We start from the raw sequence: 23,823 nt of genomic DNA, 5'->3' as shown, positions 1-23,823 counted from the left end.
CCATGGCGACGGATGCGAAGCACGAGCGGCCCGCCGGAAATCCGGCGGCGGGTGTGGTGCACCGGCTGCACGAGCGGCACGAGACCCTGGCCACCGTCGAGTCCCTGACCGGTGGGCTGCTCTCCGCCGCGATCGTGGAGATCGCCGGGGTGAGCGGGATCTACCGGGGCGGCCTGGTCACCTACGCCACCGAGCTGAAGTCGCGGTTGGCCGGCGTACCGGAGGACCTGCTGGCCGAACGCGGGCCGGTCGACCCGGACGTGGCAGTCGCCCTCGCCGAGGGCGGGCGGCGGCGCTGCGGGGCCGACTGGGGGCTGGCCACCACCGGGGTGGCCGGGCCGGAGCCGCAGGACGGCAAGCCCGTCGGGCTGGTCTACGTCGCGGCGGTCGGGCCGACCGGGCCGGCCGTCCGCCGGTTCGACCTCGACGGGGGCCGGGACCACATCCGCGCCGCCGCGGTGATCGAGGCGTTGCGGCTGCTCACCGAGCAGATCCAGGACGCCGGCGACCCCACCGGGCCGGCCGTCGAGGGCGACGGCGCGTCCACTCCGGCCGGCCGGCGGTGAGCCGCGTGAACGGATTTGACCGCCGGGGTGGGATGTCGCGGGGCCGGTCAACGGGTACGGTTGCGGGAAGGCTCCGGCGCGCGACGTCGGCGTCGGCGCGGGGGACCGCGCGCGGCGCGGGCGCACGCCCGGGCGAGAGGTGTTCCCGTCAGGGGGAGGTGCGATGGTCCTGCTCCGCCGCGTGATTGGCGACGCACTGCGGGCGCGCCGGCAGGGTCAGCACCGCACCCTGCGCGAGGTCTCCACCGCCGCGAACGTCAGCCTCGGCTACCTGTCCGAGATCGAGCGCGGCCAGAAGGAGCCCTCCAGCGAGCTGCTGGCCGCGATCTGCGACGCGCTCGGCGCCCGCCTGTCCGAGCTGCTGCGTGAGGTGAGCGACACCGTCGCCCTCGCCGAGCAGATGCCGGGTGTGCTCGTGCCGGTGCAGGACGAGCCGGCCACCGCCCCGGTGCGCAAGGCCACCAACCGGGGTGTCCGGCAGGTCACCTCGGACGGAAAGGTCGCCGTCCAGGTCCGTCAGGATTCGCCGCTCAAGGCCACCCTGCGCAGCACCCGGGTCCGTCCCTCGGACCGGGACGTGGTCTGCGCCGCCTGACGGCTCTTCGCGTCGCGTGGCCGGGTTCGCCCGTGCCGCGTAGGGTTGATCGTGGGCCGCGTGGCGCTCTCCCGCGGCACGGATGTCCCGCTGGCGCACGGCTGCGACGATGGGGACACGCCGCGCGGCGGTGGGTCGGCCCCGTCCGGCACGGGCCGAGGCGCAGCGACGCTACTGAGGGGATACCGCGGAGATGGCGAACCCGTTCGTCAAGGGCTGGCACTACCTGATGGCGCTCTTCGGTGCCAAGATCGACGAGCACGCCGACCCGAAGGTGCAGATCCAGCAGGCCGTCGAGGAGGCGCAGCGCCAGCACCAGGCGCTGGTCCAGCAGGCCGCCGCGGTGATCGGCAACCAGCGGCAACTGGAGATGAAGCTCTCCCGGCAGATGTCCGAGGTCGAACGCCTCCAGGCCAACGCCCGCCAGGCGCTCGTCCTCGCCGACCAGGCCCGGGCCCGGGGGGACGAGGCCGAGGCCGGCCGCTACGAGCAGACCGCTCAGGTGCTCGCCACCCAGCTGGTCTCCGCCGAGCAGGCCACCGAGGACCTGAAGACCCTGCACGACCAGGCGCTCGGCGCCGCCGCCCAGGCCCGCCGCGCGGTGGAGAACAACTCGATGATCCTCCAGCAGAAGCTCGCCGAGCGCACCAAGCTGCTCAGCCAGCTGGAGCAGGCCAAGATGCAGGAGAGCGTGGCCCGCTCGCTGGAGTCGATGTCGGCGATCACCGCCCCCGGCAACGTGCCCACGCTGGACGAGGTGCGCGACCGCATCGAGCGGCGCTACGCCACCGCGATGGGCCGGGCCGAACTGGCCGGCAACTCCGTCGAGGGGCGGATGCTGGAGATCCAGAAGTCGACGCTGGACGCCGCCGGGTCCTCCCGGCTGGAGCAGATTCGGTCCAGCATGGCCGGCGAGCAGCTCACCGGCCAGCAGGAACGCCCGAGCGTGCAGCAGCAGGCGCAGCCGGCCGAGCCGGCGGCCGACCCGGCCGCCGCCGCCCGGCTCGACGAGATCCGGGCCAGCATGAGCCGCGAGCGCGGCACGGGCGACACCAGCGCCGCCGGCTGAGCGGCGGTCACGAGGAGGTTGCGGTGGCGGACGAGCGAGCGCGACACTTCCGCCGGCTGCGCCGGCTGCGGCGTTCCGCCCGACGGTGGAGCGTCCTGGCCGGTGGGCTCGGTGGCGCGGCGGCCGTGCTGACCCCGTACGCCGGGATCGGGCTGCCCGACGCGGCCTGGGCGGCCGGCGCGGGCGGCGCGGTGGCGCTGGCCGCGTGGCGCTGGGTCGATCTGCGGGCCCTCGCGGCCCGTCCCGCCCCACCCGCCCTCGACCCGGCCGAGGCCGCCGCCCGTTCCCGGGCCCGGCTCGTCGCCGCCGTCGAACGGCTCCCCGTCGGTCCCGGCGTGCTCGCCGAGGCCCGGCGGCTGCGCTCCCGGCTCGCGCTGCGCGGCACCACCGCCGCGGCGCCGTGGGCCCGGCTGGACCGGGCCGCGCTGACCCTCGCCGGGATGGCGCCCCGGCTCACCGGGCTCGCCGGGCCGGCGGTGCTGGAGGCCGCCGCGGCCGACCGCTCCCTGCGGGACCTCGCCGAGCGGGTGGCCAGCGTGGATCGCGCCCTGAAGGTCGCCCCGCCGGAGGCCCGGCCCCGGCTGGCCGAGGCGCAGCGCGCCCTGGCCGGCCAGCTGGAGAGCGGGGTGGCCGCGTACGAGGCGCTGGTGGCGGCCGCGGCCGGTTACGTCGCCGAGGACGCCCGGCCGAGCACCGAGCACCCGGCCGCCTCCCGGCTGGCGGAGGCAACCGACCTGCTGCACGGGGTGGCCTCGGCCCTGGCCGAGCTGCGCGCCGTCGGCGACCCGCTGCGCGCCCCCACCCGCTGAGCGCCCGGGGTCATCACCGCGGGGTGGTCACCGGGAGCGGTCCGGTCCAGGGGGAGTTCCCCACCACGTTGAACGAGCGGATCCGGTAGTGGTACGTCACGCCCCGGGCCAGCCCGGTGTTGGTGAAGCCCCGGCCGGTGACGGTGAAGGTGGCGACCTGTCGGCTGAAGGCCGGGTCGACGGCCCGCTGCACGGTGCAGCCCGCCCCCGGCCCGTTCGGGGTGCTCGACGCCCAGTTCAGCACCACCGTGGCGGTGTCCGGGGCCGGGGCGGTCACGGTGGCGGTCACCCGGGTCGGGGTTCCGGGGACGGGCGGGGTGATCACCGTCGCCACCGTCGACCACGGTGACGCCGCGCCGAGGTACGTGGTGCGGACCCGGTAGTAGTACGTGGTGTCGGGGGCGACCGCCGCGTCGAGGTGGTTCTCCGCCACCCCGATCGCCGTGGTGCCCGGGCCGCTGGTGAAGGTCGGGTTGGTGGCCCGCTGCACGTCGATCCCGGTGGCGAAGGAGCGGTTGGTCCAGCGCAGCGCGATCCGCAGCGGTGCGGCCGGGGGCACCGCCGCGGACACCCCGCTCGGCGCGGCCAGCCCCACCGACGCGGGGACGCTGTTCGACCAGGCCGAGCAGCTCGCCGCGTTCTCCGCCCGGATCCGGTAGTGGTAGCTCACGCCGGGGGTGACCGTGGCGTCGGTGTACCGGGTGGCGGTGGCGGCCACGGTGAGCGTGGTGAGCCCTTCGGTGAAGGCCCCGTCGGTGGCGCGTTGCAGCAGGTGGCTGGTCGCCGGCGGGCGGCTGCCGTTGCCGGTCCAGGCCAGCGCGATCGCCGGCAGCGCGGTCGCCGAGCCGGGCGCCGGGGTCGCGGTCAACCCGGTCGGCGCCTTGGGGGAGACCCGCAGCACCAGTGGCCGGCTCATGCCCAGGTCGCGCAGGCCGACGGCGGCGCTGGACCAGCGGTACTCCCAGCCGAGGTTGACCAGTTGGTTCACCACGGCGGCGGGGCGCCCGTCGAGCGGGCTGACCGGGGTGGAGCCGACCCGCGCCCCGGCCGGTCGGGTGGGGTCGAGCAGCCGGAGGCTGTCGCCGATCTTGAACGGCAGCGGGGGCACCACCGGGCGCAGCGCCACCACCACGTCCTCGCCGGGGTTCACCCGGACGGTCTCCTTCCAGCCCAGCTCGCCGGGGCCGGGCCGGCGGACCGTGCCGTCCCGGCCGACCCGGTTGACCACCTGCACGTCGCAGCCGCCGACGTGCACGGCGTGGGTCTGCCGGCCGCCGCCGCTGATCCGCCAGAGCTGGGTGCCGTCGGTCGTCGGGCCGGACGCGGCGGCCGGTTCGGCGGCGACGACGACCTCGGTCGCCGGGTCGGTCGGGCCGAGCGGCAGCGCTGTCGCGCCGAGCGGGCCGGCGTACGGGTGGACGACGCCGAGCCGGCCGGCCTGCCGTCCGTGACCGGGCTCGAAGACCTGCCCGACGGTCTTCACCTCGATCGGCAGGGTCACCGGGGTGGTCGCCCCGGCCGGGGTGAAGCTGACCGTGACGGCGTGTGCCGGCACCACGGTCCGCCGGGCGGTACGGGTGCCGAAGGCGGCGTCGTACTCGGGCTGCGGCACGATCGGCGGCCGTTGGCTGGCCGCGTACGCCCCGGGCAGGCGCGCGGTCAGCCGGGCCAGGTCGTACGGGGCGGCCGGGGCGCCGGCCACCCGGAACTGGAGCAGGGTGCGGGTGTTCGGGCCGTACCCGGGCCGGGTGCCGGGGGGCCCGCCCTCCGCCGTGCGGTCCGGGGCGTCGCTGTGCTGGTCGTAGCGGGGGTCGAAGCAGGGCAGCGGGGCCGGGGCGTCGTTGTAGAGGATCAGGGTGCCGCCGGGCGGGACGGTGGAGAAGTCGACCACCACGTCGGCCCGTTCGCCGGGGGCGAGCAGCAGTGCGTGGGTGTCCACGTTGAGCACTGTCGGGTCGCGCCGGTCGTACCGGTAGCCGACCGGGCGGTTCGGCACCACCACCGGTGCGGGCAGCAGCCCGCACTCGTTGCCGACCTGGATCATGCGGGGGCCGGCGGCCCGGGGGTCGGGCACGCCGCCCTCGCGGCCGTCGACGGGCCAGTCCGCCGGCCGTCCGGGGGCGCGCACCGCCTCCACCATCGGCACCTCGCCGGCGCCGGCGTCGGCCAGGGAGCCGTCGGGGTGCCACATCGGAGCGTCCGAGCGGGCCCGGTAGAGCGCGAGGTTGAGGCTGCGGTCGGCGCAGGCGTTGAGGATCCGGAACCGGTACGCCTTCGGTGCCACCGTCAGGTACGGGTACGCGACGCCGTTGACCAGCGGGGTGTCCCCGTACGCCTCGGGCACTGCGCCCGGGTGCGGCACCCCCGGCGCCTGCGGCGGCTCCTCCGGCGCGGCGACCGGGTCGTGGTGCGGGTTGGGCACCGGGCCCGTCGCGACCCCGTCCCCACCGTCGCCCGCCCACGGGCCGTAGTCCCAGCGGCCGGTGGGGTTGCGCCCCGACTCCCGGTACGGGTCCTGCCGGGGCTGGTAGACGTGCGGGTGCCACAGGTCGCCCCGGGCGCCCCACCGGTCCCGGTCCCAGGTCGGGTCCTGCGCGGCGAGCTGGGCGTCGTCGGGGACGAAGGTCTTGTCCTGGATCACCAGCGGGAGCTGGTCGGCGGGGAGCACCCCGTCGGCCACCAGCGGTTCCTCGGCCGGGTCGGTGAGCAGGTAGAGCGCGAGCTGCCCGGAGTAGACGGTCAGCCGGGACAGGCCGAGGGTGTTGTCGTGCAGCCACATCAGCCGGCCGCTCTGCTCGTTCGGGAAGTGCAGCGTGGTGGCTCCGGCCCCCGGGTGCGGCATGTCCGGCACGTGGGCCAGCCCCGGCCCGGTCGGATACGGGGTGATCTCGCCCGCCGGGGCCACCCACTGCCACGGGTTCCCGGCGCTGATCCAGCCGGTCTGCGCCCCGGCCAGGTGCAGCACGGCCCGGTTCTGCGGGTACGGGGCAGGGCCGTCCAGCGGCCCGGTGCCGGCCCCGTCCAGGCTGGGGTCGACGGGCAGGAAGAGTTCGCCGGCCCGGCCGGTGGGGAGTTGGTTGATGAACTTGATCCGGACCGGCCGGCCCCGCCGGGCGACGATCATCGGTCCCAGGTGGTACGGCCGCTCCGGCGGGGCCACGGTGTTGTGCCCGTCCGGGTCGGTGCCGAGGTTGAGCTGGCGGTAGCCGCGCAGCCGGGTGGTGGGCAGGTCGCGGTGCAGTCGCTGGCGGTACTCGCGCAGCCCGATCTCGTAGTAGTCGCAGCCGGGGTGGGTGACGGTGTCCGGCACCGCGACGGGCAGGTGCGCGCCCAGCCCGTTGCGGCCCGCTGCGCCGGGCAACGGCAGCGCGTCGACGAACTTGCGGATGCCGGTGCCCGGCACCACCCGCCCGTCGGCGTCGAGCACCGGCAGCGGGCTGTACGCGAAGTTCGGCACCGCGCCGAAGCAGCGGGGCACGGCGGCGGGGTCCAGGCTGGCCGGGGCGCTCTGCTGCTCGGCGGTGCGGGCGGTGGGCACGGTCGGTGTGTGCTGCGGCGCGGCGGTCCGGACGGCACGGCCGGCCCAGCCCGGCCGGAACATGCGGAACAGGGCCATGGCTCTCCCCGGGATCGGGGCGGGTACGTCCGCCACCCCGGCGTGGTGGCCGTACCCGCCGCTGACGTTCGGTGAGCGGTCCACCGCAGCATGCGACGCCGGAGCCCGGGGAGGGAAGTACCTGTTCGTCCGTGTCTCGGCGGTAACTTGCCGGTTCGTGGAAGTTCCACGGACGGCCGGGTGTCAGGACCGTCCGGGCTGGCAGCGTGGGCACCAGTAGGTGACCCGCTCGCCCAACTCCTCCTTGCGGATGGCGGTGCCGCAGCGCCGGCAGGGCTGCGCCCGACGGCCGTACACGTAACTGGTCTGCCCGCGGTGCAGCGAGCCGGTGGTGCTCTGCGTCCACCGGCCCCGGTTGGCGGCGAGCAGCTTCTGCGCCAGGGTCACCGTGCCGGCCAGGTCGGGCACCGCGCCCACCGGTGTCCACGGGGACAGTCCACGCAGGAAGAGCACCTCGCACTTGTAGAGGTTGCCCACCCCGGCCAGGTTGCGCTGCTCCAGCAGGGCCTCGCCGATGGTGGCGTCCGGGTGCGCGGCGAGCCGGCGGACCGCCTCGGCCGGGTCCCAGTCGTCGCCGAGCAGGTCCGGGCCGAGCTGCCCGACCAGCGTCTCCTCCTGTGCCGTGGGCAGCAGGGTCAGCTCGTGCAGGTGGTAGCCGACGGCGACCACGCCGGTGCCGCGCAGCACCACCCGGATCAGGTGCGCGGGTCGCGCGGACCACCGCTCACCCGGGCCGTACGCCCGCCAGGCGCCGTCCATCCGCAGGTGCGAGTGCAGCGTCCAGTGCGCGGCCCCCGGATGGTCCGTCGGCGCGGCCAGCCGCAGCAGCAGGTGCTTGCCCCGGCTGGCGGACTCGCGGACCGTCCAGCCGGTCAGGTCGGTGGCGGCGAGCTGCGGCACCCGGAAGTCGCTGCCGGTGAGCCGGGTGCCGGCCAGCGCGCGGTGCAGGACGCGGGCGGTGTTCCAGACGGTGTCGCCTTCGGGCACCCCACCATTCTCCCTCGTCCGGGTGGAATCCGCATCTGTCGCTATTTGTGCCCTTCTTCCCGAAAAGGCGACAAACGCGCCAGCATCAACGGCTGCGGGGCGCCGCTCCGGGCGTCGGGCTCGGGGCGGCGGCCGGAGCGGTCAGGGGCGCTCGTCGGGGCGGGGCGGGCGGACCGTGTCCTGGTAGCGGGGGTGGCTCGCGCCGTACACGGCGAAGTTCAGCCGGGCGTGGGTCAGGCTCAGGTCGCCGTTCGGGCCGCCGCGCACCTCGTCGGCGTCGGTGTCACCCTGGCCGTCGTCGGTCCAGAAGCAGACCGGGCAGGTGCCGCCGCCGGTCCGGGACGCGCAGCAGGGACAGGCGACGGGAACCCAGAGCTCACCCACCGGAGCAGCATTCCACATCGGATCAGGTGGCGGCAGGGGCCGGTACGGCCGTCCGTCGTCGCCCGGGGGGAGACGCTCAGCCGTCCGCTCCGGTCACCCGGACGAGGTCCCCCGGGGCGACGCCGAGCAGGTCCGCCGCGCGCCCGCCGTTCACCGCCACCGCCAGCCGGCCGGCGGAGTCCACGAGCACCACCAGCGCGCCGTCGGGCGCGTCACCGAAGGTGCGCCCGCGTACCGCGGGGTGGCCCGCGACGCGCGGCCGGGCGGGCAGCGCGTCGTGCAGGTCGGCTCCGGCGGCGAGTTGCACGTTGCCGAAGTGGTCGACGGTGAGCACCTCGGCCACGAACCCGCCGGGCTCCCGGCGGACCACCGGCTCCGGCAGGCGTACCAGGGTCGCCGGGTCGACGGCCGGCCCCGCCTCGGCCGGCGACCCGCCCAGGGCGAGCCGGGCGGCCACCGGGGCGAACACGTCCCGGCCGTGGAAGGTGCGGGACACCTCCGGGGACAGCCAGGCCGGGTTGGCCAGCTCCACCGACGCGGTAACCCCGCCCAGCGCGGTGGCGGCCGGCAGCAGCAGGCCGTTGTCCGGCCCGACCAGCAACCCGCCCGGGGTGACCAGGGCGACACCGCGCCGTGCCGTGCCCACACCGGGATCGACCACCCCGACGTGCACCCCGTACGGCAGGGACGGCACGGTCTGGGCGAGCACCGCCGCGCCCCGGCGGACGTCGGCCGGCGGCACCAGGTGGGTCACGTCGATCACCCGTACCGCCGGGGCGAGCCGGCCGATCACGCCGTGGCAGGCGGCCACGAACCCGTCGGCGAGACCGTAGTCGGTGGTCAGCGAGATCCAGGCGGTCGGGGTCATGCCGGAAGGCTAGCCGGAGCACCGGTCGCGCTTTCCGGCGAACGCCGTCGGCCCGACCGGACGGTGACGGGCCGCCGCGCCGTTGCGGCAGACTGCCGGGGTGACGAAACGCCCTCGTGTCCTTCCGGTTGTCGCGACGCTCCTCATCGCCCTCGGGCTCTCCGCCTGCGGTGACGACCCCGAACCCGGGGACCCCTCGTGGGCCGACGGGTCCCCGAAGCCCGCCGCCACCGCCGAGGCCGCCCCGCCCGAGGCGCCGCAGGAGGCCCCGCCGAGCGCGCCCCGGACCCCGTCGGAGAGCCCGTCGACCCCGCCCTTCACCATGCCGACGAAGGCCGCCGGCACCCCCGCCGCCCGCAAGGTGGTCGACGCCTTCAAGGCCGCCGGCCTGAAGGTGACGAACCTGCGCAACCGGACGGTCGACTGTGGACCCGACGGCGCCGGCACCGGCTGCGCCGAGCTGCTGGTCACCGACGCCGTCAAGGTGTACGTCTTCCCCACCGAGGCCAACGCCACCAACCAGACCGACATCTGGGGCGCCGACGCGTACCGCAGGGGTGCGGTGGTGTTGAGCTACCTCGGCACGAAGACGAGCGAGGCGGAGCGGAAGCGCTACAACGACACCCTCGCCACGCTCGGCTGAGCACCGCCGGCCGGACACGGCCGGATCGGGCGGGCCGGAACCCGGCCGGACGGGGTGGGCCGGGGCGGCTCAGCCACGCAGCCGCAGCCCGCGCGGAGTGGCCCGGAAGCCCGCGGCGGTGAGCGCGTCGCGCAGCGGCGACGCCTGTACCGCCTCGCCGTCGGCCCGCTCCACCGACATCGCGCCGAGCGCCCCGGAATGCACCGCGTCGGCCAGCGCCTTGCCGGCGGCGGCGAGCGCGTCGGTGTCGTCGGTGAAGGAGAGGATGGTCCGCCCACCCCGTTCGACGTAGAGCACCAGGTCGCCGTCGACCAGCACCACCAGCGCGCCGGCCTTGCGCCCGGCCCGGTGCCCGGTCGCCGGCACCGCCCCGTCGCCGGAGTCGACCACCCGCTCCGGCCAGGGCAGCGCCGCCCCGTACGGGTTGGCCGGGTCGGTCGCGGCGAGCACCAGGGTCGGGCCGCCCCGCCCCCGTGCCCCGTCAGCGGGGTCGGCGAGCGCGCGGATCCGGTCCACCGCCCCGGGCACCGCGAACTGGGCCGCGCCCAGCCCTTCGACGAAGTAGCCCCGCCGGGCCGCGCCCCGCTCCTCCAGCGCGGAGAGCACCGGGTAGACCGCGGCGAACCCGCCGGTCACCTGCTCCGCCATGACCGCGCCCCGGGTCACCACCCCGTGCCGTTCCAGCAGCAGGTCGGCCACAGCGGCGGCCCGGCGGGTCGGATCGAGGTCGCGTTCGGGCAGCCGGGACCAACGGCCGGCGACCGTGGGCGGGCCGGTGCGGCTGGGCAGCGCGACCCGGCCGGGACGGCGGTAGCGGGTACGCGGGGCGGACGGCCGGGACCGGTGCGCCCCGCCCGCACCGAGCACCGCCCGCAGCGGGGCGAGCGTGTCGTTGGTGAGGTGACCGGCCCAGACCAGGTCCCACACGACGGCGGTCAACGCGGCGTCGTCGGTGGCACCCACCCGGTCGGACAGCGAACGGAAGAACAGCGCCTGCCCGTCGGCGAGCGCGTCGAGCACCGACTCGTGCAGCGGGGTGAGGCTCAACGCCTCGTCCGGCGGGGGCAGCAGCAGCGGCGCGGCGTCCGCGTACGCCAGGGTGACCCAGCCGTCCCCGCCGGAGATCGCCCCGGAGCCGGCCCAGAGCACCTCGCCGCTGGCGCAGAGCTCGTCGAGCTGGGCGGGGGAGTAGTCGGCGACCCGGGCGGGCAGGACGAGGCGTTCCAGTGCGGACGCCGGCACCGCCGCCCCCTGCAGTTGCTCGACGGCGGCGGCGAGCGCCTCCACGCCCCGGGCCGAGGAGCCGACCTGCTGCCAGCGGGGCAGGAACGCCGCCAGGGCCCGCGAGGGGACCGGCTCGATCTCCCGGCGCAGCGCGGCCAGGGAGCGGCGGCGCAGCAGCCGCAGCACCTCCGCGTCGCACCACTGGATGCCGACGGTGTCCGGGGCGAACTCGCCGGAGACGACCCGCCCGGTGGCGGCGAGCCGGCGCAGCGCCTGCTCCACCACGAAGACGCCGAGGCCGAGGCGGGCGGCGCAGGTCGTCGCGGCGAACGGGCCGTGGGTGCGGGCGTACCGGGCGACCAGGTCGCCGAGCGGGTCGGCCACCGGCGCCAGGTACGCCTCGGCGACCCCGACCGGCAGCGCCACGCCGAGCGCGTCGCGCAGCCGGGCGGCGTCCTCGACGCCGACCCAGCGCTCCTCGCCGGCGATGCGGACCCGCAGCGCCCGTCGGGCCGCCGCCAGCTCGGTCAGCCAGCTGATCGGCACACCCCGCTCGGCCAGCTCCGCCTCGGAGAGGTCGCCGACCACCCGGAGCAGCTCGACCACGTCCTCGGCGTCGCGGGGGCGGCGCTGCTTGGTGCGCCAGCGCAGCTGCCGTTCGGTCTCGGTGAGCACCGCCGGGTCGAGCAGTTCACGCAGGTCCACCCGGCCGAGCAGCTCGCCGAGCAGGGCCGAGTCCAGCGCCAGGGCGGCGGCCCGCCGCTCCGCGAGGGGGGCGTCGCCCTCGTAGAGGAACGCGCCGACGTACCCGAAGAGCAGCGAGCGGGCGAACGGCGACGGCCGGTCGGTCTCCACCTCGACCAGGCGCACCCTGCGGGCGGCGAGGTCACGCATCAGGGCGGCCAGGGCCGGCTGATCGAAGACGTCCTGCAGGCACTCCCGGGCAGCCTCCAGGGTGACCGGGAAGTCGGCGTACTCGCGGGCGACGTCGAGCAGTTGGGCGGCGCGCTGGCGCTGCTGCCACAGTGGCTGGCGACGACGCGGGTCGCGGCGGGGCAGCAGCAGCGACCGGGCCGCGCACTCGCGGAACCGGGACGCGAACAGCGCGGAGGCGCCGACCGACTCCTCGACGAGCTGGGCGATCTCGTCCGGTTCGAAGACCACCACGTCCGCGCCGGGCGGGGCGTCGGCGGTGTCGGGCAGCCGGACCACGATCCCGTCGTCGGCGGGCATGACCTGAGCGTCCACCCCGTACCGCTCGGCGAGCCGACGGCCGATGGCCAGCGCCCACGGCCCGTTCACCCGGGCGCCGAGGACGCTGTGCACGGCGAGCCGCCAGTCGCCCAGCTCGTCGCGGAACCGTTCCACCACCACGGTGCGGTCGTCGGGCAGGGACCGGGTGGCGGCCCGCTGCTCCCGCAGGTACGCCATCAGGTTGCCGGCCGCCCAGTCGTCGAGCCCGCCGGCGCGCAGCGCGGCGACCGCCTCGTCGTCGCCCTGGCGCAGCAGGGCGCGGACCCGGGCGCCGATGGCCCGGCCCAGCTCGACCGGGCGGCCGAGCTGGTCGCCCTTCCAGAACGGCATCCGGGCGGCCTGGCCGGGGGCGGGGGAGACCAGCACCCGGTCGGGGGTGATCTCCTCGATCCGCCAGGAGGAGGAGCCGAGCAGGAAGACGTCGCCGACGCGGGACTCGTAGACCATCTCCTCGTCCAGCTCGCCGACCCGGGCGGCGCGTTCCGCGCCGGCCAGGAAGACCCCGAAGAGCCCTCGGTCGGGGATGGTGCCGCCGCTGGTCACGGCGAGACGCTGGGCGCCGGGCCGACCGGTGAGCAGGTCGGTGGCGCGGTCCCAGACCAGCCGGGGCCGCAGTTCGGCGAAGGCGGTCGACGGGTAGCGCCCGGAGAGCATGTCGAGCACGGCGTGCAACGCCGAGTCGGGCAGCTCGGCGAAGGGCGCCGCCCGGCGGACCAGCACCGCGAGGTCACCGACCCGCCAGGGCTCCAGGGCCACCATCGCGACGACCTGCTGCGCCAGCACGTCGAGCGGGTTGCGGGGGTAGTGCAGCTCCTCGATGGCACCGGTGGCCATCCGCTCGGCGACGACCGTGCAGGGGAGCAGGTCGCCCCGGTGCCTGGGGAAGACCACGCCCCGGGAGACCGCGCCGACCTGGTGCCCGGCCCGGCCGACGCGTTGCAGGCCGGCGGCGACGCTGGGCGGCGCCTCGATCTGCACCACCAGGTCGACCGCGCCCATGTCGATGCCGAGTTCCAGGCTGGAGGTGGCGACCACGGCGGGGAGCTGGCCGGACTTGAGCGCCTCCTCGATGTGCTTGCGTTCCTCCCGGGAGACGCTGCCGTGGTGCGCCCGGGCGATCACCGGGGTGGCGCCGGTGGCCGCGCCGGACTGCGCCATCACCTCGGCGGGTGGCCGGTTGACCCGTACCGGCCCGGTCGGTCCGCCCCACGCGTCCGCCCCGCCGGCCGGTGCGTCTCCGGCAGCTTTCGCCGGGCCGCCGTGCGTGGTGCCGGCCGCGCCGCCCGCCGGGCCGCCGTCGCCGTCCGCCGGCTCTCCGCCCGGTAGCGACCCGTCGGGTACGCCCACCGGCCGGCCGCCCCGGGCGGTGAGCCCGGTCGAGGGCAGGCCGTCGGGCCGGCTCGCGGCGGCGGCCAGCTCCTCGGCGGCCAGCTCGTTGAGGCGGGCACAGAGCCGCTCGGCGCTGCGCCGCGAGTTGGTGAAGACGATGGTCGACCGGTGCGCCCGGACCAGCGCGAAGACCCGCTCCTCGACGGCCGGCCAGATCGAGGCGCGGCGCGGGCCGGGGCCGCCGAGGTCGTCCTCGGGTGGCTCCTGCTCGTCGAGGCGGGTCATGTCCTCCACCGGGACCTGGACGCTCACCTCGATGGTCTTGGGGGTGGCCGGCTGCACCACGTCGACCGGGCGGGCCCCGCCGAGGAAGCGGGCGCAGGCGTCGATCGGCCGGACCGTGGCGGAGAGCCCGATCCGCTGCGCGGGGCGCTCCAGCAGCTCGTCGAGGCGTTCCAGGGAGAGTGCCAGGTGGGCGCCGCGTTTGGTGCCGGCGACCGCGTGCACCTCGTCGACGATCACCGTCTCGACGCCGCGCAGGGAGTCCCGGGCGGCGGAGGTCAGCAGCAGGAACAGCGATTCGGGGGTGGTGATGAGGATGTCCGGCGGGGTACGGGCGAAGGCGCGGCGCTCGTCGGCGGGGGTGTCGCCGGTGCGCATGCCGACGGTGATCTCCGGCGGTGCGACGCCCAGCCGGGTGGCGGCCTGCCGGATCCCGGCCAGCGGGGCACGCAGGTTGCGCTCGACGTCGACCGCGAGCGCCTTGAGCGGGCTGACGTAGAGCACCCGGCAGCGCTGCCGCGCCTCGGCCAGCGGCGGCTCCTTGGCCAGCCGGTCCAGTGACCAGAGGAAGGCGGCGAGGGTCTTGCCGGAGCCGGTCGGGGCGACGACCAGCGCGTTGCGCCCGGCAGCCACCGACCGCCAGGCACCGGTCTGGGCGGCGGTGGGCGCGGCGAAGGCGGCGCGGAACCACTCCCGGGTCGCCGGCCCGAAGTCGGCCAGCGCAGCGGGCCCCACCCCGTCCACCTGCTCGGTCACGCCTCCATCCTGCCCCGCCGGTGTGACATCCACCCCGGCCCGGACGCTGTTCTGTCCGGCTGCGGCTCTTACGTGGCGGATCAGGCGCTTGAGGTGTTAAGTCTTACTTAACTGCTTGCTTGTGGCCCGCAACATAAAGTAACTTCACCCGCAACGCAGCGTCGGGTGGAGGGGGCCGGATGACCGTCGAGGAGCACGGCTTCGCGCCCGGCACCGACGTGCTCATCCGCAAGGTCGACAGCCATCTCGCCGCCGTCCGGGGCAGCCTGCGCGGCCCCGAGCTGGAGCTCGCCGAGCGCCTCGCCGCCTCGCTGCGCGAGCTGGTCGTCGCCACCGCCCAGGCCAGCGCCGCCGACCGGGCCCAGGTCCGGGCCGCCGTGCACTACTTCGTCCTGCGCCGGGAGAGCCGGGGCAATCTGCTCTCGGTGCGCTCCCTCGCCGCCGCCCAGCGGGTGGTCAACAAGGTGGCCCGGCAGCTCGACCGTCCCGATCTGCTGGTCGAGGTCCGGCGGGACCGGGAGCCCGCCGTCCCGGCCGGCGACATCGCCCTGCGCTGACCTCACGACCGCCCCGAACGCCACTCAGCGACCGGTCGCCCCGGGGCGATTTCCCGCAAAACCGCCCATCGGCCGGCGATCTGGCGTGTGATCGGTGCTGGCCGGGACAAATCGACCCGGCGCGCGCCGCCAGCTCGCCCGGGGAGGACGCGTGCTCGTACTGCTGCTCCTCCACCTGGTGGCGGCGCTCGTCGCGCCGCTGCTCGTGCGGCTGTGGGGACCGCGTGCCTGCTACCCGCTGGCGCTCGTCCCGGCCGCCGCTGTCGGCTGGGCGCTGGCCCGTACGCCCGCCGTGCACGACGGTGGCGCGGTCGTCGAGACGTACGCCTGGATCGGCCAGCTCAACCTCGACGTGGCGCTGCGGATGACGACGCTGTCCTGGCTGATGACGATGCTGGTCGGTGGCGTCGGCGCCCTGGTGCTGGTCTACTGCGGCCGGTACTTCCCGCGCGGCTCGATCGGGCTGACCCGCTTCGTCGCGGTGCTGGTCGCCTTCGCCGGGGCGATGCTCGGCCTGGTCCTCGCCGACGACCTGCTGCTGCTCTACGTCTTCTGGGAGCTGACCACGGTCTTCTCCTACCTGCTGATCGGGCACAGCACCGAGCGGCGGTCCAGCCGGTGGGCGGCCGCCCAGGCGCTGACCGTCACCACCCTCGGCGGACTGGCGATGCTGGTGGGCTTCCTCATCCTCGGCGCGCACGCCGGCAGCTACCGCTGGTCGGTGATCGCCGCGGCGCCGCTGCCCGGCGGCGCCACCCTCGGCGTCGCGGTGCTGCTGATCCTCGCCGGGGCGCTGGCCAAGTCGGCGATCGTGCCGTTCAACGCCTGGCTGCCGGTGGCGATGGCCGCGCCCACCCCGGTCAGCGCGTACCTGCACGCGGCCGCCATGGTCAAGGCCGGTGTCTACCTGATCGGGCTGCTCGCCCCGGTGCTCGCCGACGCCGGCCCGTGGCGGCCGGTGGTGCTCACCCTCGGCCTGGTCACGATGATCGCCGGTGGCTGGGCCGCGCTTCGGCAGTGCGACCTGAAGCTGCTGCTGGCGTACGGCACGGTGAGCCAGCTCGGCCTGCTGGCGGTGGTGCTCGGCGCCGGCAGCGCCGACGCCGCGCTCGCCGGGGTCGCGATGCTGCTGGCGCACGCCCTGTTCAAGGCGGCGCTCTTCCTCGTCGTCGGCATCATCGACCACGACGTCGGCACCCGTGACCTGCGGGAACTCAGTGGTCTCGGCCGGCGTGCGCCGGTGCTCGCCGGGATCGCCACGCTCGCCGCGGCCTCCATGGCCGGGGTCCCGCCGCTGCTCGGCTTCGTCGCCAAGGAGGCGGTCCTCGCCGCGCTCACCGATCGGCCGCTGCTGCTCACCGGACTGGTGGCGGGGACCGCACTGACCGTCGCGTACAGCATCAGGTTCCTCTGGGGCGCCTTCGCCACCCGGCCGGACACCCCGCCCACCGAGGCCGCCCCGGTGCCGGCGGCGATGCTGGCGCCCCCGGCGCTGCTCGCCGTCGCCGGGTTGGTCGCCGGACCCGCCGCCGCCGGGCTGGACGGCCTGCTGCGCCCGTACGCGGAACTCTTCGGCGTGCCGCACGAGAAGCTGGCCCTCTGGCACGGAATCACCCCGGCGCTCGGACTGTCGGCGCTGGCGCTGGCCGTCGGGGTGGCGCTGCACGCGGTGCGTGGCCCGCTCGCCCCGGCGTTGGCCCGGCTCCGCTCGCCGGTCGGCGGCAACCAGGGGTACGAGTGGGCCACCCACCGGTTCGACCGGCTGGCCATCGAGGTCACCGGCGCGACCCAGCGCGGTTCCCTGCCGCAGTACCTGGGCGCCGTGCTGCTCGCGCTGGTGCTGGTGCCCGGCGGCACGCTGCTGCTCACCCGGCCCTGGGCGGAGCGGGTCGCCCTGTGGGACAGCCCGGCACAGCTGATGGTGACCCTGGTGATCACCGTCGCCGCGCTGTTCGCGGTGGCCGCCCGCCGCCGGCTCACCGCGATGCTGCTGGTCGGGGTGACCGGCTACGGCACCGCCATGATCTTCGTGCTGCACGGCGCGCCCGACCTGGCGCTGACCCAGTTCCTGGTGGAGACCGCCACCATCGCGGTCTTCGTGCTGGTGCTGCGCCGCCTGCCGGAGCGCTTCTCCGCCCGTCCGCTGCGCCGCAGCCGCTACCTACGGCGGCTGATCGGCCTCGCCGTCGGGGTGGTGCTCGCCGGCCTCGCCCTGGTCGCCGCCACCGCCCGCACCGCCGAACCGATCTCGGTGGCCTTCCCCGACCTCGCGGTCCTGCAGGGGTACGGCCGCAACGTGGTCAACGTGACGCTGGTCGACCTACGGGCCTGGGACACCATGGGCGAGATCTCGGTGCTGGTGGTCGCCGCCACCGGGGTGGCCAGTCTGATCTTCGAGCGGTCCCGCACCGGGCCCCGGCCCCGCCGGCGGGAGCCGTCCGGGCCCCACCGCGACAGCCGGCCGGTCTGGCTGCGCGGCGGGCCCACCCTCCAGGAACGGCGCCGTTCGATCGTCTTCGAGGTGGTCACCCGGCTGGTGTTCCACACCCTCGTGCTCTTCTCGTTCTTCCTGCTCTTCTCCGGCCACAACGCCCCCGGCGGCGGCTTCTCCGGCGGCTTGGTCGCGGGCCTCGCGCTGGCCCTGCGCTACCTCGCCGGCGGCCGGTACGAGCTGGCCGACAGCGCCCCGGTCGGGGCCGGGCCCGTGCTCGGCGCCGGACTGGCGATCTCCGTCGGCAGCGGCGTGGTGGGCCTGCTCGTCACCGGCACCGTGCTGGAGAGCACCAAGGTGGACCTGCCGCTGCCCGGGCTCGGCGGGCCGTACCTGGTGACCTCGCTCTTCTTCGACGTCGGCGTCTACCTGGTCGTGGTCGGGCTGGTGCTGGACATTCTGCGCAGCCTCGGCGCCGAGGTCGACCGGCACATCGAGGCGGCCGGCAGGTCCGAGCGCGGACTGGTCGTCCAGGACGGGGAGTCGACGTGAGGACCGGCGGGGCGGGGCCCACCCTGGTGCTGGTGCTCGCCGTCGGCGTGCTCACCGGCACCGGGGTGACCCTGCTGCTGGAACGGAGCCTGACCCGGATCCTGCTCGGCGTCATCCTGCTCGGCAACGGCGTGAACCTGCTCATCCTGCTCGGCGGCCGGCCCGGTGACGCGCCGGTGGTGGGCACCGGGGCGCCCGGTGACTTCAGCGACCCGCTGCCGCAGGCGATGATCCTCACCGCCATCGTGATCACCTTCGGGCTGACCGCCTTCCTGGCCGCCGTGGCGTACCGCAGTTGGTATCTCAGCGGCGACGACGAGGTGCAGGACGACCTGGAGGACCGGCAGATCGTCCGGCTCGCCGAGCGCAACGAGATCGCCAGCCGTGACCTCGGCGGGGAGGGGCCGGGCGACGACCCGGAACAGGTCGACCCCGGACCGGCCCGCCGACGGCTGCGCCGACCCGGGGGCGCGCAGTGAGATCACTCGTCCCGCTGCCGGTGGTGGTGCCGTTGCTCGGCGCGGCACTCACCCTGATCCTGGCGAACTGGCCCCGGGCGCAGCGGACGGTCAGCGTGGTGGCGCTCACCGCCAACCTGCTCGTCGCGGTGCTGCTGCTGGTCGAGGCGTACCGGTACGACCCGGTGGTGGTGCAGGTGGGCGGCTGGCCCGCGCCGGTGGGGATCGTGCTGGTCGCCGACCAGTTGGCCGCGCTGATGCTGGTGGTCTCCTCGGCGGTGACCCTCTGCGTGCTGCTCTACTCCATCGGGCAGGGGCGGGGGGAGACCAGCGAGTCGGCGCCGGTGAGCATCTACCATCCGACCTACCTGGTGCTGGCCGCCGGCATCACCAACGCCTTCCTCGCCGGTGACCTGTTCAACCTCTTCGTCGGCTTCGAGATGCTGCTCGCTGCGAGCTTCGTGCTGATCACCCTCGGCGGGACCGAAGCCCGGATCCGCACCGGCTCGACGTACGTCGTGGTCAGCATCCTCTCCTCGCTGATCTTCCTGGCCGCGGTGGGCCTGGTGTACGCGGCCACCGGCACCCTCAACATGGCGCAGCTCGCCGCCCGGCTCGACGCGCTGCCCGACGGCGTACGGCTCGGGTTGCAGCTGATGCTGCTGCTCGCCTTCGGCATCAAGGCGGCGGTCTTCCCGCTCTCCGCCTGGCTGCCGGACAGCTACCCGACCGCGCCGGCCCCGGTGACCGCCGTCTTCGCCGGCCTGCTCACCAAGGTCGGCGTGTACGCCATCATCCGTACCGAGACGCTGCTCTTCCCCGGCGGGGACGTCTCCGGGCTGCTCATGGTGGTCGCCGGGCTGACGATGGTGATCGGTGTCCTCGGCGCGGTGGCCCAGTCGGACCTGAAGCGGCTCTTCTCGTTCACCCTGGTCAGCCACATCGGGTACATGATCTTCGGGGTGGCGCTGAGCACCGCCGCCGCGCTCTCCGGCGCGATCTTCTACGTGGTGCACCACATCACCGTCCAGACCACCCTCTTCCTGGTCGCCGGCCTGGTCGAGGAGCGGGCCGGCAGCACCGACCTGCGCCGGCTCGGCGGCCTGGCCCGGATCACCCCGCTGCTGGCGGTGCTCTTCTTCGTCCCGGCGATGAACCTCGCCGGCATCCCGCCCTTCTCCGGCTTCCTCGGCAAGCTGGGCCTGCTCCAGGCCGGTGTGGCGGTGGGCGGTCCGCTGCCCTGGGTGCTGGTGGCCGCCGGCACCCTGACCAGCCTGCTCACCCTGTACGCGGCGTCGCGGGTGTGGGCCATCGCCTTCTGGCGGGCGCCGCAGCTGGCCACCGCCGAGCCGATGGTCCGGCTGCCGCACCTCATGGTCGGGGCCACCGTCGCCCTGGTGGCGCTCGGCCTGGTGCTCACGCTCGCCGCCGGCCCGCTCTTCCGCGTCACCGCCGACGCCGCGGCCGACCTGCGGCAGCGCACCCCGTACGTGGAGGCCGTCCTGCCGGGCGGCGCGCGGTGACCCCGTCCCCGCCGCCCGGCCGGTACGGCCGCTGGCGGGACCAGGCGATCGCGCTGGGCTGGCTGATCGCCGTCTGGAACCTGCTCTGGGGGGAGGTCACCTGGGGAAACCTGGTCGGCGGGACGCTGGTCGGCGCGGCGGTGCTGCTCTTCTTCCCGCTCCCGCCGGTCTCCTTCGGCGGCCGGCTGCGGCCGACGGCGCTGCTGGTCCTCGCCGGCACCTTCGTCGTCGAGCTGGTCAGCGCCAGCGTCCACGTCGCCGCGATCGCGGTACGCCCCGGCTTCCGGCCCCGGGGGGCGATCATCGGGGTACGACTGCGGGTGCGCAGCGACCTCAACCTGGCGCTCACCGCCGAACTGCTCTCCCTTGTCCCCGGCACCCTGATCGTCCAGGTGGACCGGGACGCCGGGGTCCTCTACGTGCACGTCCTCGACGTCCGCGTACCGCAGGATCTGACCGGCAGCCGCGACCGGGTCCTCGCCGTCGAGGAGCGCATCGTCCGGGCGATCGGCTCCGACGCCGAGCTGCGCCTGCTCTCCACCGATCCCGCCGACCGGAGGTCCGAGACATGACCGTCGTCCTCGCCGTCGTGCTGACCGTGCTGCTCTCGGTCACCGCGCTGCTGGCCCTGGCCCGGATCTACCGGGGCCCCTCCCTGCTCGACCGGGTGATCGCCGCCGACCTGCTGCTCGCCGTCATGCTCGGTGCGGTGGGCGCCGAGGCGGCGGTCAACCGGCACGCCACCACACTGCCCGTGCTGGTGGTCCTCGCCATGCTCGGTTTCGTCGGCTCGGTGGCCCTGGTCCGCTTCGCCGTCCGGGAGGAGGCGTGAACACGGGCACGGTCCTCGACTGGCTCGGTGCGGTGGCGCTGGTGGCGGGCGCCCTGCTCAGCCTCGTCGCCGGCATCGGGGTGCTGCGCTTCCCGGACGTGCTGGACCGGATGCACGCGGCGACCAAGCCACAGGTGCTCGGCGTGCTGCTGCTGCTGGTCGGGCTGGCGCTGCGGCTGCGTACCCCGACCGACCTGGGCATGATCCTGCTGGTGGGGGTCTTCCAACTGGCCACCGCGCCGGTCGCCGCGCAGATGATCGGCCGGGCCGCCTACCGGTCCGGCCGGGTCGACCGGGACCTGCTCGACGTCGACGAGTTGGCCGATCCGGGAAGATAGCGGACCGAGCAGCGGCATTGTCCCCACCTTCAGCGGGCATTCAGCGACTGCCGATAGAATTGCTGCATGATCGACTCTTCTGCCCAGGAGGGCAGCAGTAGCCAGCCGGGTCGTGCCCGGCATCCCCACGGCCCGACGACCCCGGGAGCCCTGAGCGACCCGTGTTGATCGTCGTCGGTCTCGTCCTCATCATCGTCCTCACCGCCGCCACCGGGTACTTCGTGGCGCAGGAGTTCGGCTACGTCGCGGTGGACCGCGGCAAGCTCAAGCAGCGCGCCGACGACGGCGACCAGGCGTCCGCCCGGGCGCTGGAGGTCACCGGTCGGCTCTCCTTCATGCTCTCCGGCGCCCAACTCGGCATCACCGTCACCGCCCTGCTCGTCGGTTACGTCGCCGAGCCGTACCTGGGTGCCGGGCTGGCCGAGCTGCTCGGTGGCGTCGGGGTGTCCACCGCGGTCAGCCTGCCGCTGTCGGTCGCGCTGGCCCTGACCATCGCCACCGTGGTGCAGATGGTCCTCGGTGAGCTGGCCCCGAAGAACCTCGCCATCGCCCGCCCCGAGCCCCTCGCCCGGGCGTTGAGCCGCTCCACCCTGATCTACCTGAAGGTCGCCGGCCCGCTGATCACGCTGTTCGACCGGGCCGCGGTCCGGCTGCTGCGCCGGATCGGCATCGAGCCGATCGAGGAACTGCCCAGCGGAGCCACCCCGAAGGACCTGGAACAGATCATCGCCGAGTCCCGCGAGGAGGGGCACCTCGACGCCGAGATGTCCGACCTGCTCGACCGAGGGCTCGACTTCCGGGAGCTGACCGCCGGGGAGGCCATGGTCCCCCGGGTCCACGTGCACACCGTACGGGCGCACGAGCCGGTCAGCCGGGTGGTCGAGCTGCTCGACACCGGCCACTCCCGTTTCCCGGTGCGCGGCGCCGAGGGGGTGGACGACCTGGTCGGCGTGGTCGGCATCGCCGACGTGCTCGGCGTACCCCCGGCGCAGCGGTCGAGCACCCCGGTCAGCGCGGTGGCCGTACCCCCGTTGCTGGTGCCGGAGACCCTGCCGCTGCCGACGGTGCTGGACCGGCTGCGGTCCGGGCACCGACAGCTCGCCTGCGTGGTCGACGAGTACGGCGGCTTCGCCGGCGTGATCACGCTGGAGGACCTCGCCGAGGAACTGGTCGGCCCGATCCGCGACGAGGACGACCCGCCGGAGCGGGCGCCCGCGCGGCAGGCGGACGGCTCCTGGGTGGTGCCGGCCCGCTGGCGGATCGACGAGGTGGCCGACAGCACCGGCATCGCGCTGCCCGAGGCCCCCGAGTACGACACCCTCTCCGGCCTGGTCATGCGCGAGCTGGGCCGGGTGCCCGAGGTCGGTGACCGGCTGGAGATCACCCTCCCGGCCGACGGCGAGGAGCCGGCCGGGCGGCCGAAGGCCCTCGTCGAGGTGCTCGCCGTGGACCGGCACGTCGCCGACTCGGTCCGGCTGCGGATGGCCGGCGGCGCGGAGGAGGTCGGATGAGCCCCACCGTCGCGCTGTTGACCTCCGTGGTGCTGCTCGCGCTCAACGGCTTCTTCGTGGCCGCCGAGTTCGCGTTGGTGGCCTCGAAACGCTACCGACTGGAGCAGGCCGCCGCCGGGGGTGGCCGGGCCGCCCGGGCCGCGCTGGACGGTGTCCGCGAGCTGTCGCTGATGCTGGCCGGCGCCCAGCTCGGCATCACCCTGTGCACGCTGGGCCTCGGCGCCCTGGCCGAACCGGCGATCGAGCACCTGCTCAGCCCGCTGCTGCACGCGGTCGGGCTGCCGGACACGGCCAGTCACCTGATCGCCCTGGTCTTCGCCCTCGGGCTGGTGACCTTCCTGCACCTGGTGGTCGGCGAGATGGCCCCGAAGTCGTGGGCGATCACCGACGCGGAGCGGTCGGCGATGCTGCTGGCCCTGCCGTTCCGGGCCTTCGCCCGGGTCGCCCGCCCGGTGTTGTCGGCGCTCAACGCGCTGGCCAACGCGATGCTGCGGCTGGTCGGCGTGCAGGGGCAGGACCAGCTCGCCCAGGTGCACGGCCCGGACGAACTGCGCATCCTGCTGGAACAGTCCCGCGAGCACGGCATGCTCGGCGCCGAGCAGCACCAGCTGCTGACCAGCATGCTGGAGCTGCAGGGCACCACCGTCGCCGACGTGATGGAGCCCTTCGACCGGATCGTCACGGTCCGCCGGGACGACTCCGCCGAGCACGTCGAGCAGGTCAGCCGCGACAGCGGCCGGTCCCGGCTCGCCGTGCTCGACCCGTCCGGCGAGGTCTGCGGCCTGGTCCACGTACGAGAGGCGGTGCGGGCGGTCACCACCGGCCGGTCGGCGACCGCGGGTGAGCTGATGACCCGCGCGTTCACCCTGCCGGCGGCCTCCTCGGTCACCGAGGCGGTGGCCGCGATGCGGGCCGACCAGGCCCAGCTGGCTCTGGTCCGCAACGGCGGCGGCCCGACCCGGCCGATCGGGTTCGTGGCGCTGGAGGATCTGCTGGAGGAGGTCATCGGCGAGTTCGACGACGAGACCGACCCGGTGCCGCGTGGGCGGCGCATGCGCTGACCCCGTACCCCGTACCGACCGGCCGCCGGATCCCCGTGACCCGGCGGCCGGTCCGCGTCCGTGGACCCGCCCGCGCCGCCGCGTGCCGGCTGGCAGGTCGCCGGGCGGCACCCGAGACGCGGTCGGCTCGCGTCGGCCGGGCCGGGCAGCCGGCCGGGTTGGATCCGGTGGCGTGCCC

General features: G+C 75.3%; 18 protein-coding genes and 1 pseudogene. 14 read left to right on the top strand and 5 right to left on the bottom strand.

Annotated features, from left to right (window positions below):
• Positions 1-2: 2 nt before the first annotated feature.
• From GA0070560_RS13080 to pspM, 4 genes are all read left to right on the top strand, one after another.
• The gene (locus tag GA0070560_RS13080) at positions 3-566 is read left to right on the top strand and encodes a CinA family protein (protein ID WP_091295567.1); all 564 of its coding nucleotides are present in this window, start codon (positions 3-5) and stop codon (positions 564-566) included.
• Between the two features lie 163 nt (positions 567-729).
• Positions 730-1,161, top strand: a complete 432-nt coding sequence (locus GA0070560_RS13075) for a helix-turn-helix domain-containing protein (protein ID WP_091295562.1) — start codon at positions 730-732, stop codon at positions 1,159-1,161.
• Positions 1,162-1,354: 193 nt separating this feature from the next.
• The gene (locus GA0070560_RS13070) at positions 1,355-2,230 is read left to right on the top strand and encodes a PspA/IM30 family protein (protein ID WP_091295560.1); all 876 of its coding nucleotides are present in this window, start codon (positions 1,355-1,357) and stop codon (positions 2,228-2,230) included.
• Positions 2,231-2,253: 23 nt separating this feature from the next.
• Positions 2,254-3,039 carry a phage shock envelope stress response protein PspM gene (gene pspM, locus GA0070560_RS13065; RefSeq protein ID WP_091295557.1) on the top strand — a complete coding sequence of 262 codons (786 nt, stop codon included), beginning with the start codon at positions 2,254-2,256 and terminating at the stop codon, positions 3,037-3,039.
• A gap of 13 nt (positions 3,040-3,052) precedes the next feature.
• On the opposite strand, the gene GA0070560_RS13060 is transcribed toward pspM, so the two are convergent.
• The 4 genes from GA0070560_RS13060 to GA0070560_RS13045 form a co-directional block, all read right to left on the bottom strand.
• The gene (locus GA0070560_RS13060) at positions 3,053-6,655 is read right to left on the bottom strand and encodes a hypothetical protein (protein WP_091295554.1); all 3,603 of its coding nucleotides are present in this window, start codon (positions 6,653-6,655) and stop codon (positions 3,053-3,055) included.
• 183 nt (positions 6,656-6,838) lie between these two features.
• Positions 6,839-7,642: a zinc finger domain-containing protein gene (locus tag GA0070560_RS13055; protein WP_091295551.1), complete on the bottom strand. Its 804-nt coding sequence runs from the start codon at positions 7,640-7,642 to the stop codon at positions 6,839-6,841.
• 141 nt (positions 7,643-7,783) lie between these two features.
• Positions 7,784-8,026, bottom strand: a complete 243-nt coding sequence (locus GA0070560_RS13050; protein ID WP_211565821.1) for a CPCC family cysteine-rich protein — start codon at positions 8,024-8,026, stop codon at positions 7,784-7,786.
• A gap of 76 nt (positions 8,027-8,102) precedes the next feature.
• On the bottom strand, positions 8,103-8,894 hold the full coding sequence (locus GA0070560_RS13045; protein WP_091295544.1) for an SAM hydrolase/SAM-dependent halogenase family protein: 792 nt from the start codon (positions 8,892-8,894) through the stop codon (positions 8,103-8,105).
• 100 nt (positions 8,895-8,994) lie between these two features.
• On the opposite strand from GA0070560_RS13045, the gene GA0070560_RS13040 reads away from it, so the two are divergent.
• Positions 8,995-9,537 (top strand): hypothetical protein, encoded by a 543-nt coding sequence (locus tag GA0070560_RS13040; RefSeq protein ID WP_091295541.1) that lies wholly within the window; start codon positions 8,995-8,997, stop codon positions 9,535-9,537.
• Positions 9,538-9,606: 69 nt separating this feature from the next.
• Here the strand turns inward: GA0070560_RS13040 and GA0070560_RS13035 are convergent.
• Positions 9,607-14,355: pseudogene (locus GA0070560_RS13035) on the bottom strand (Lhr family helicase); the annotation flags it as partial.
• A 206-nt stretch (positions 14,356-14,561) separates the two neighbouring features.
• Here GA0070560_RS13035 and GA0070560_RS13030 point away from each other — a divergent pair.
• From GA0070560_RS13030 to GA0070560_RS12990, 9 genes are all read left to right on the top strand, one after another.
• Complete coding sequence (locus GA0070560_RS13030) at positions 14,562-14,939, top strand: hypothetical protein (protein WP_091295538.1); 378 nt, start codon at positions 14,562-14,564, stop codon at positions 14,937-14,939.
• Between the two features lie 151 nt (positions 14,940-15,090).
• Positions 15,091-17,922, top strand: coding sequence for a Na+/H+ antiporter subunit A (locus GA0070560_RS13025; RefSeq protein ID WP_091295535.1), 2,832 nt, complete (start codon positions 15,091-15,093; stop codon positions 17,920-17,922).
• Entirely contained in the window at positions 17,919-18,401 is a 483-nt protein-coding gene (locus tag GA0070560_RS13020; RefSeq protein WP_091295532.1) for a Na(+)/H(+) antiporter subunit C, read from the top strand. The genes GA0070560_RS13025 and GA0070560_RS13020 overlap by 4 nt, the downstream gene beginning before the upstream one ends.
• On the top strand, positions 18,398-19,903 hold the full coding sequence (locus GA0070560_RS13015; RefSeq protein WP_091295529.1) for a Na+/H+ antiporter subunit D: 1,506 nt from the start codon (positions 18,398-18,400) through the stop codon (positions 19,901-19,903). Before GA0070560_RS13020 ends, GA0070560_RS13015 begins: the two co-directional genes overlap by 4 nt.
• Positions 19,900-20,475 carry a Na+/H+ antiporter subunit E gene (locus GA0070560_RS13010; protein WP_091295524.1) on the top strand — a complete coding sequence of 192 codons (576 nt, stop codon included), beginning with the start codon at positions 19,900-19,902 and terminating at the stop codon, positions 20,473-20,475. Before GA0070560_RS13015 ends, GA0070560_RS13010 begins: the two co-directional genes overlap by 4 nt.
• The gene (locus GA0070560_RS13005) at positions 20,472-20,735 is read left to right on the top strand and encodes an MrpF/PhaF family protein (protein ID WP_091295521.1); all 264 of its coding nucleotides are present in this window, start codon (positions 20,472-20,474) and stop codon (positions 20,733-20,735) included. Before GA0070560_RS13010 ends, GA0070560_RS13005 begins: the two co-directional genes overlap by 4 nt.
• On the top strand, positions 20,732-21,073 hold the full coding sequence (gene mnhG / locus GA0070560_RS13000) for a monovalent cation/H(+) antiporter subunit G (protein ID WP_091295518.1): 342 nt from the start codon (positions 20,732-20,734) through the stop codon (positions 21,071-21,073). Before GA0070560_RS13005 ends, mnhG begins: the two co-directional genes overlap by 4 nt.
• A gap of 161 nt (positions 21,074-21,234) precedes the next feature.
• The gene (locus GA0070560_RS12995) at positions 21,235-22,584 is read left to right on the top strand and encodes a hemolysin family protein (protein WP_091295515.1); all 1,350 of its coding nucleotides are present in this window, start codon (positions 21,235-21,237) and stop codon (positions 22,582-22,584) included.
• Positions 22,581-23,645: a hemolysin family protein gene (locus GA0070560_RS12990; RefSeq protein WP_091295511.1), complete on the top strand. Its 1,065-nt coding sequence runs from the start codon at positions 22,581-22,583 to the stop codon at positions 23,643-23,645. Before GA0070560_RS12995 ends, GA0070560_RS12990 begins: the two co-directional genes overlap by 4 nt.
• Positions 23,646-23,823 lie beyond the last annotated feature (178 nt).

Source organism: Micromonospora halophytica (genome assembly GCF_900090245.1).
GTDB classification, from domain to species: Bacteria; Actinomycetota; Actinomycetes; order Mycobacteriales; family Micromonosporaceae; genus Micromonospora; species Micromonospora halophytica.
The sequence above is the reverse complement of the archived record's forward strand: the minus strand, read 5'-3'. Positions and strand labels throughout refer to the sequence as shown.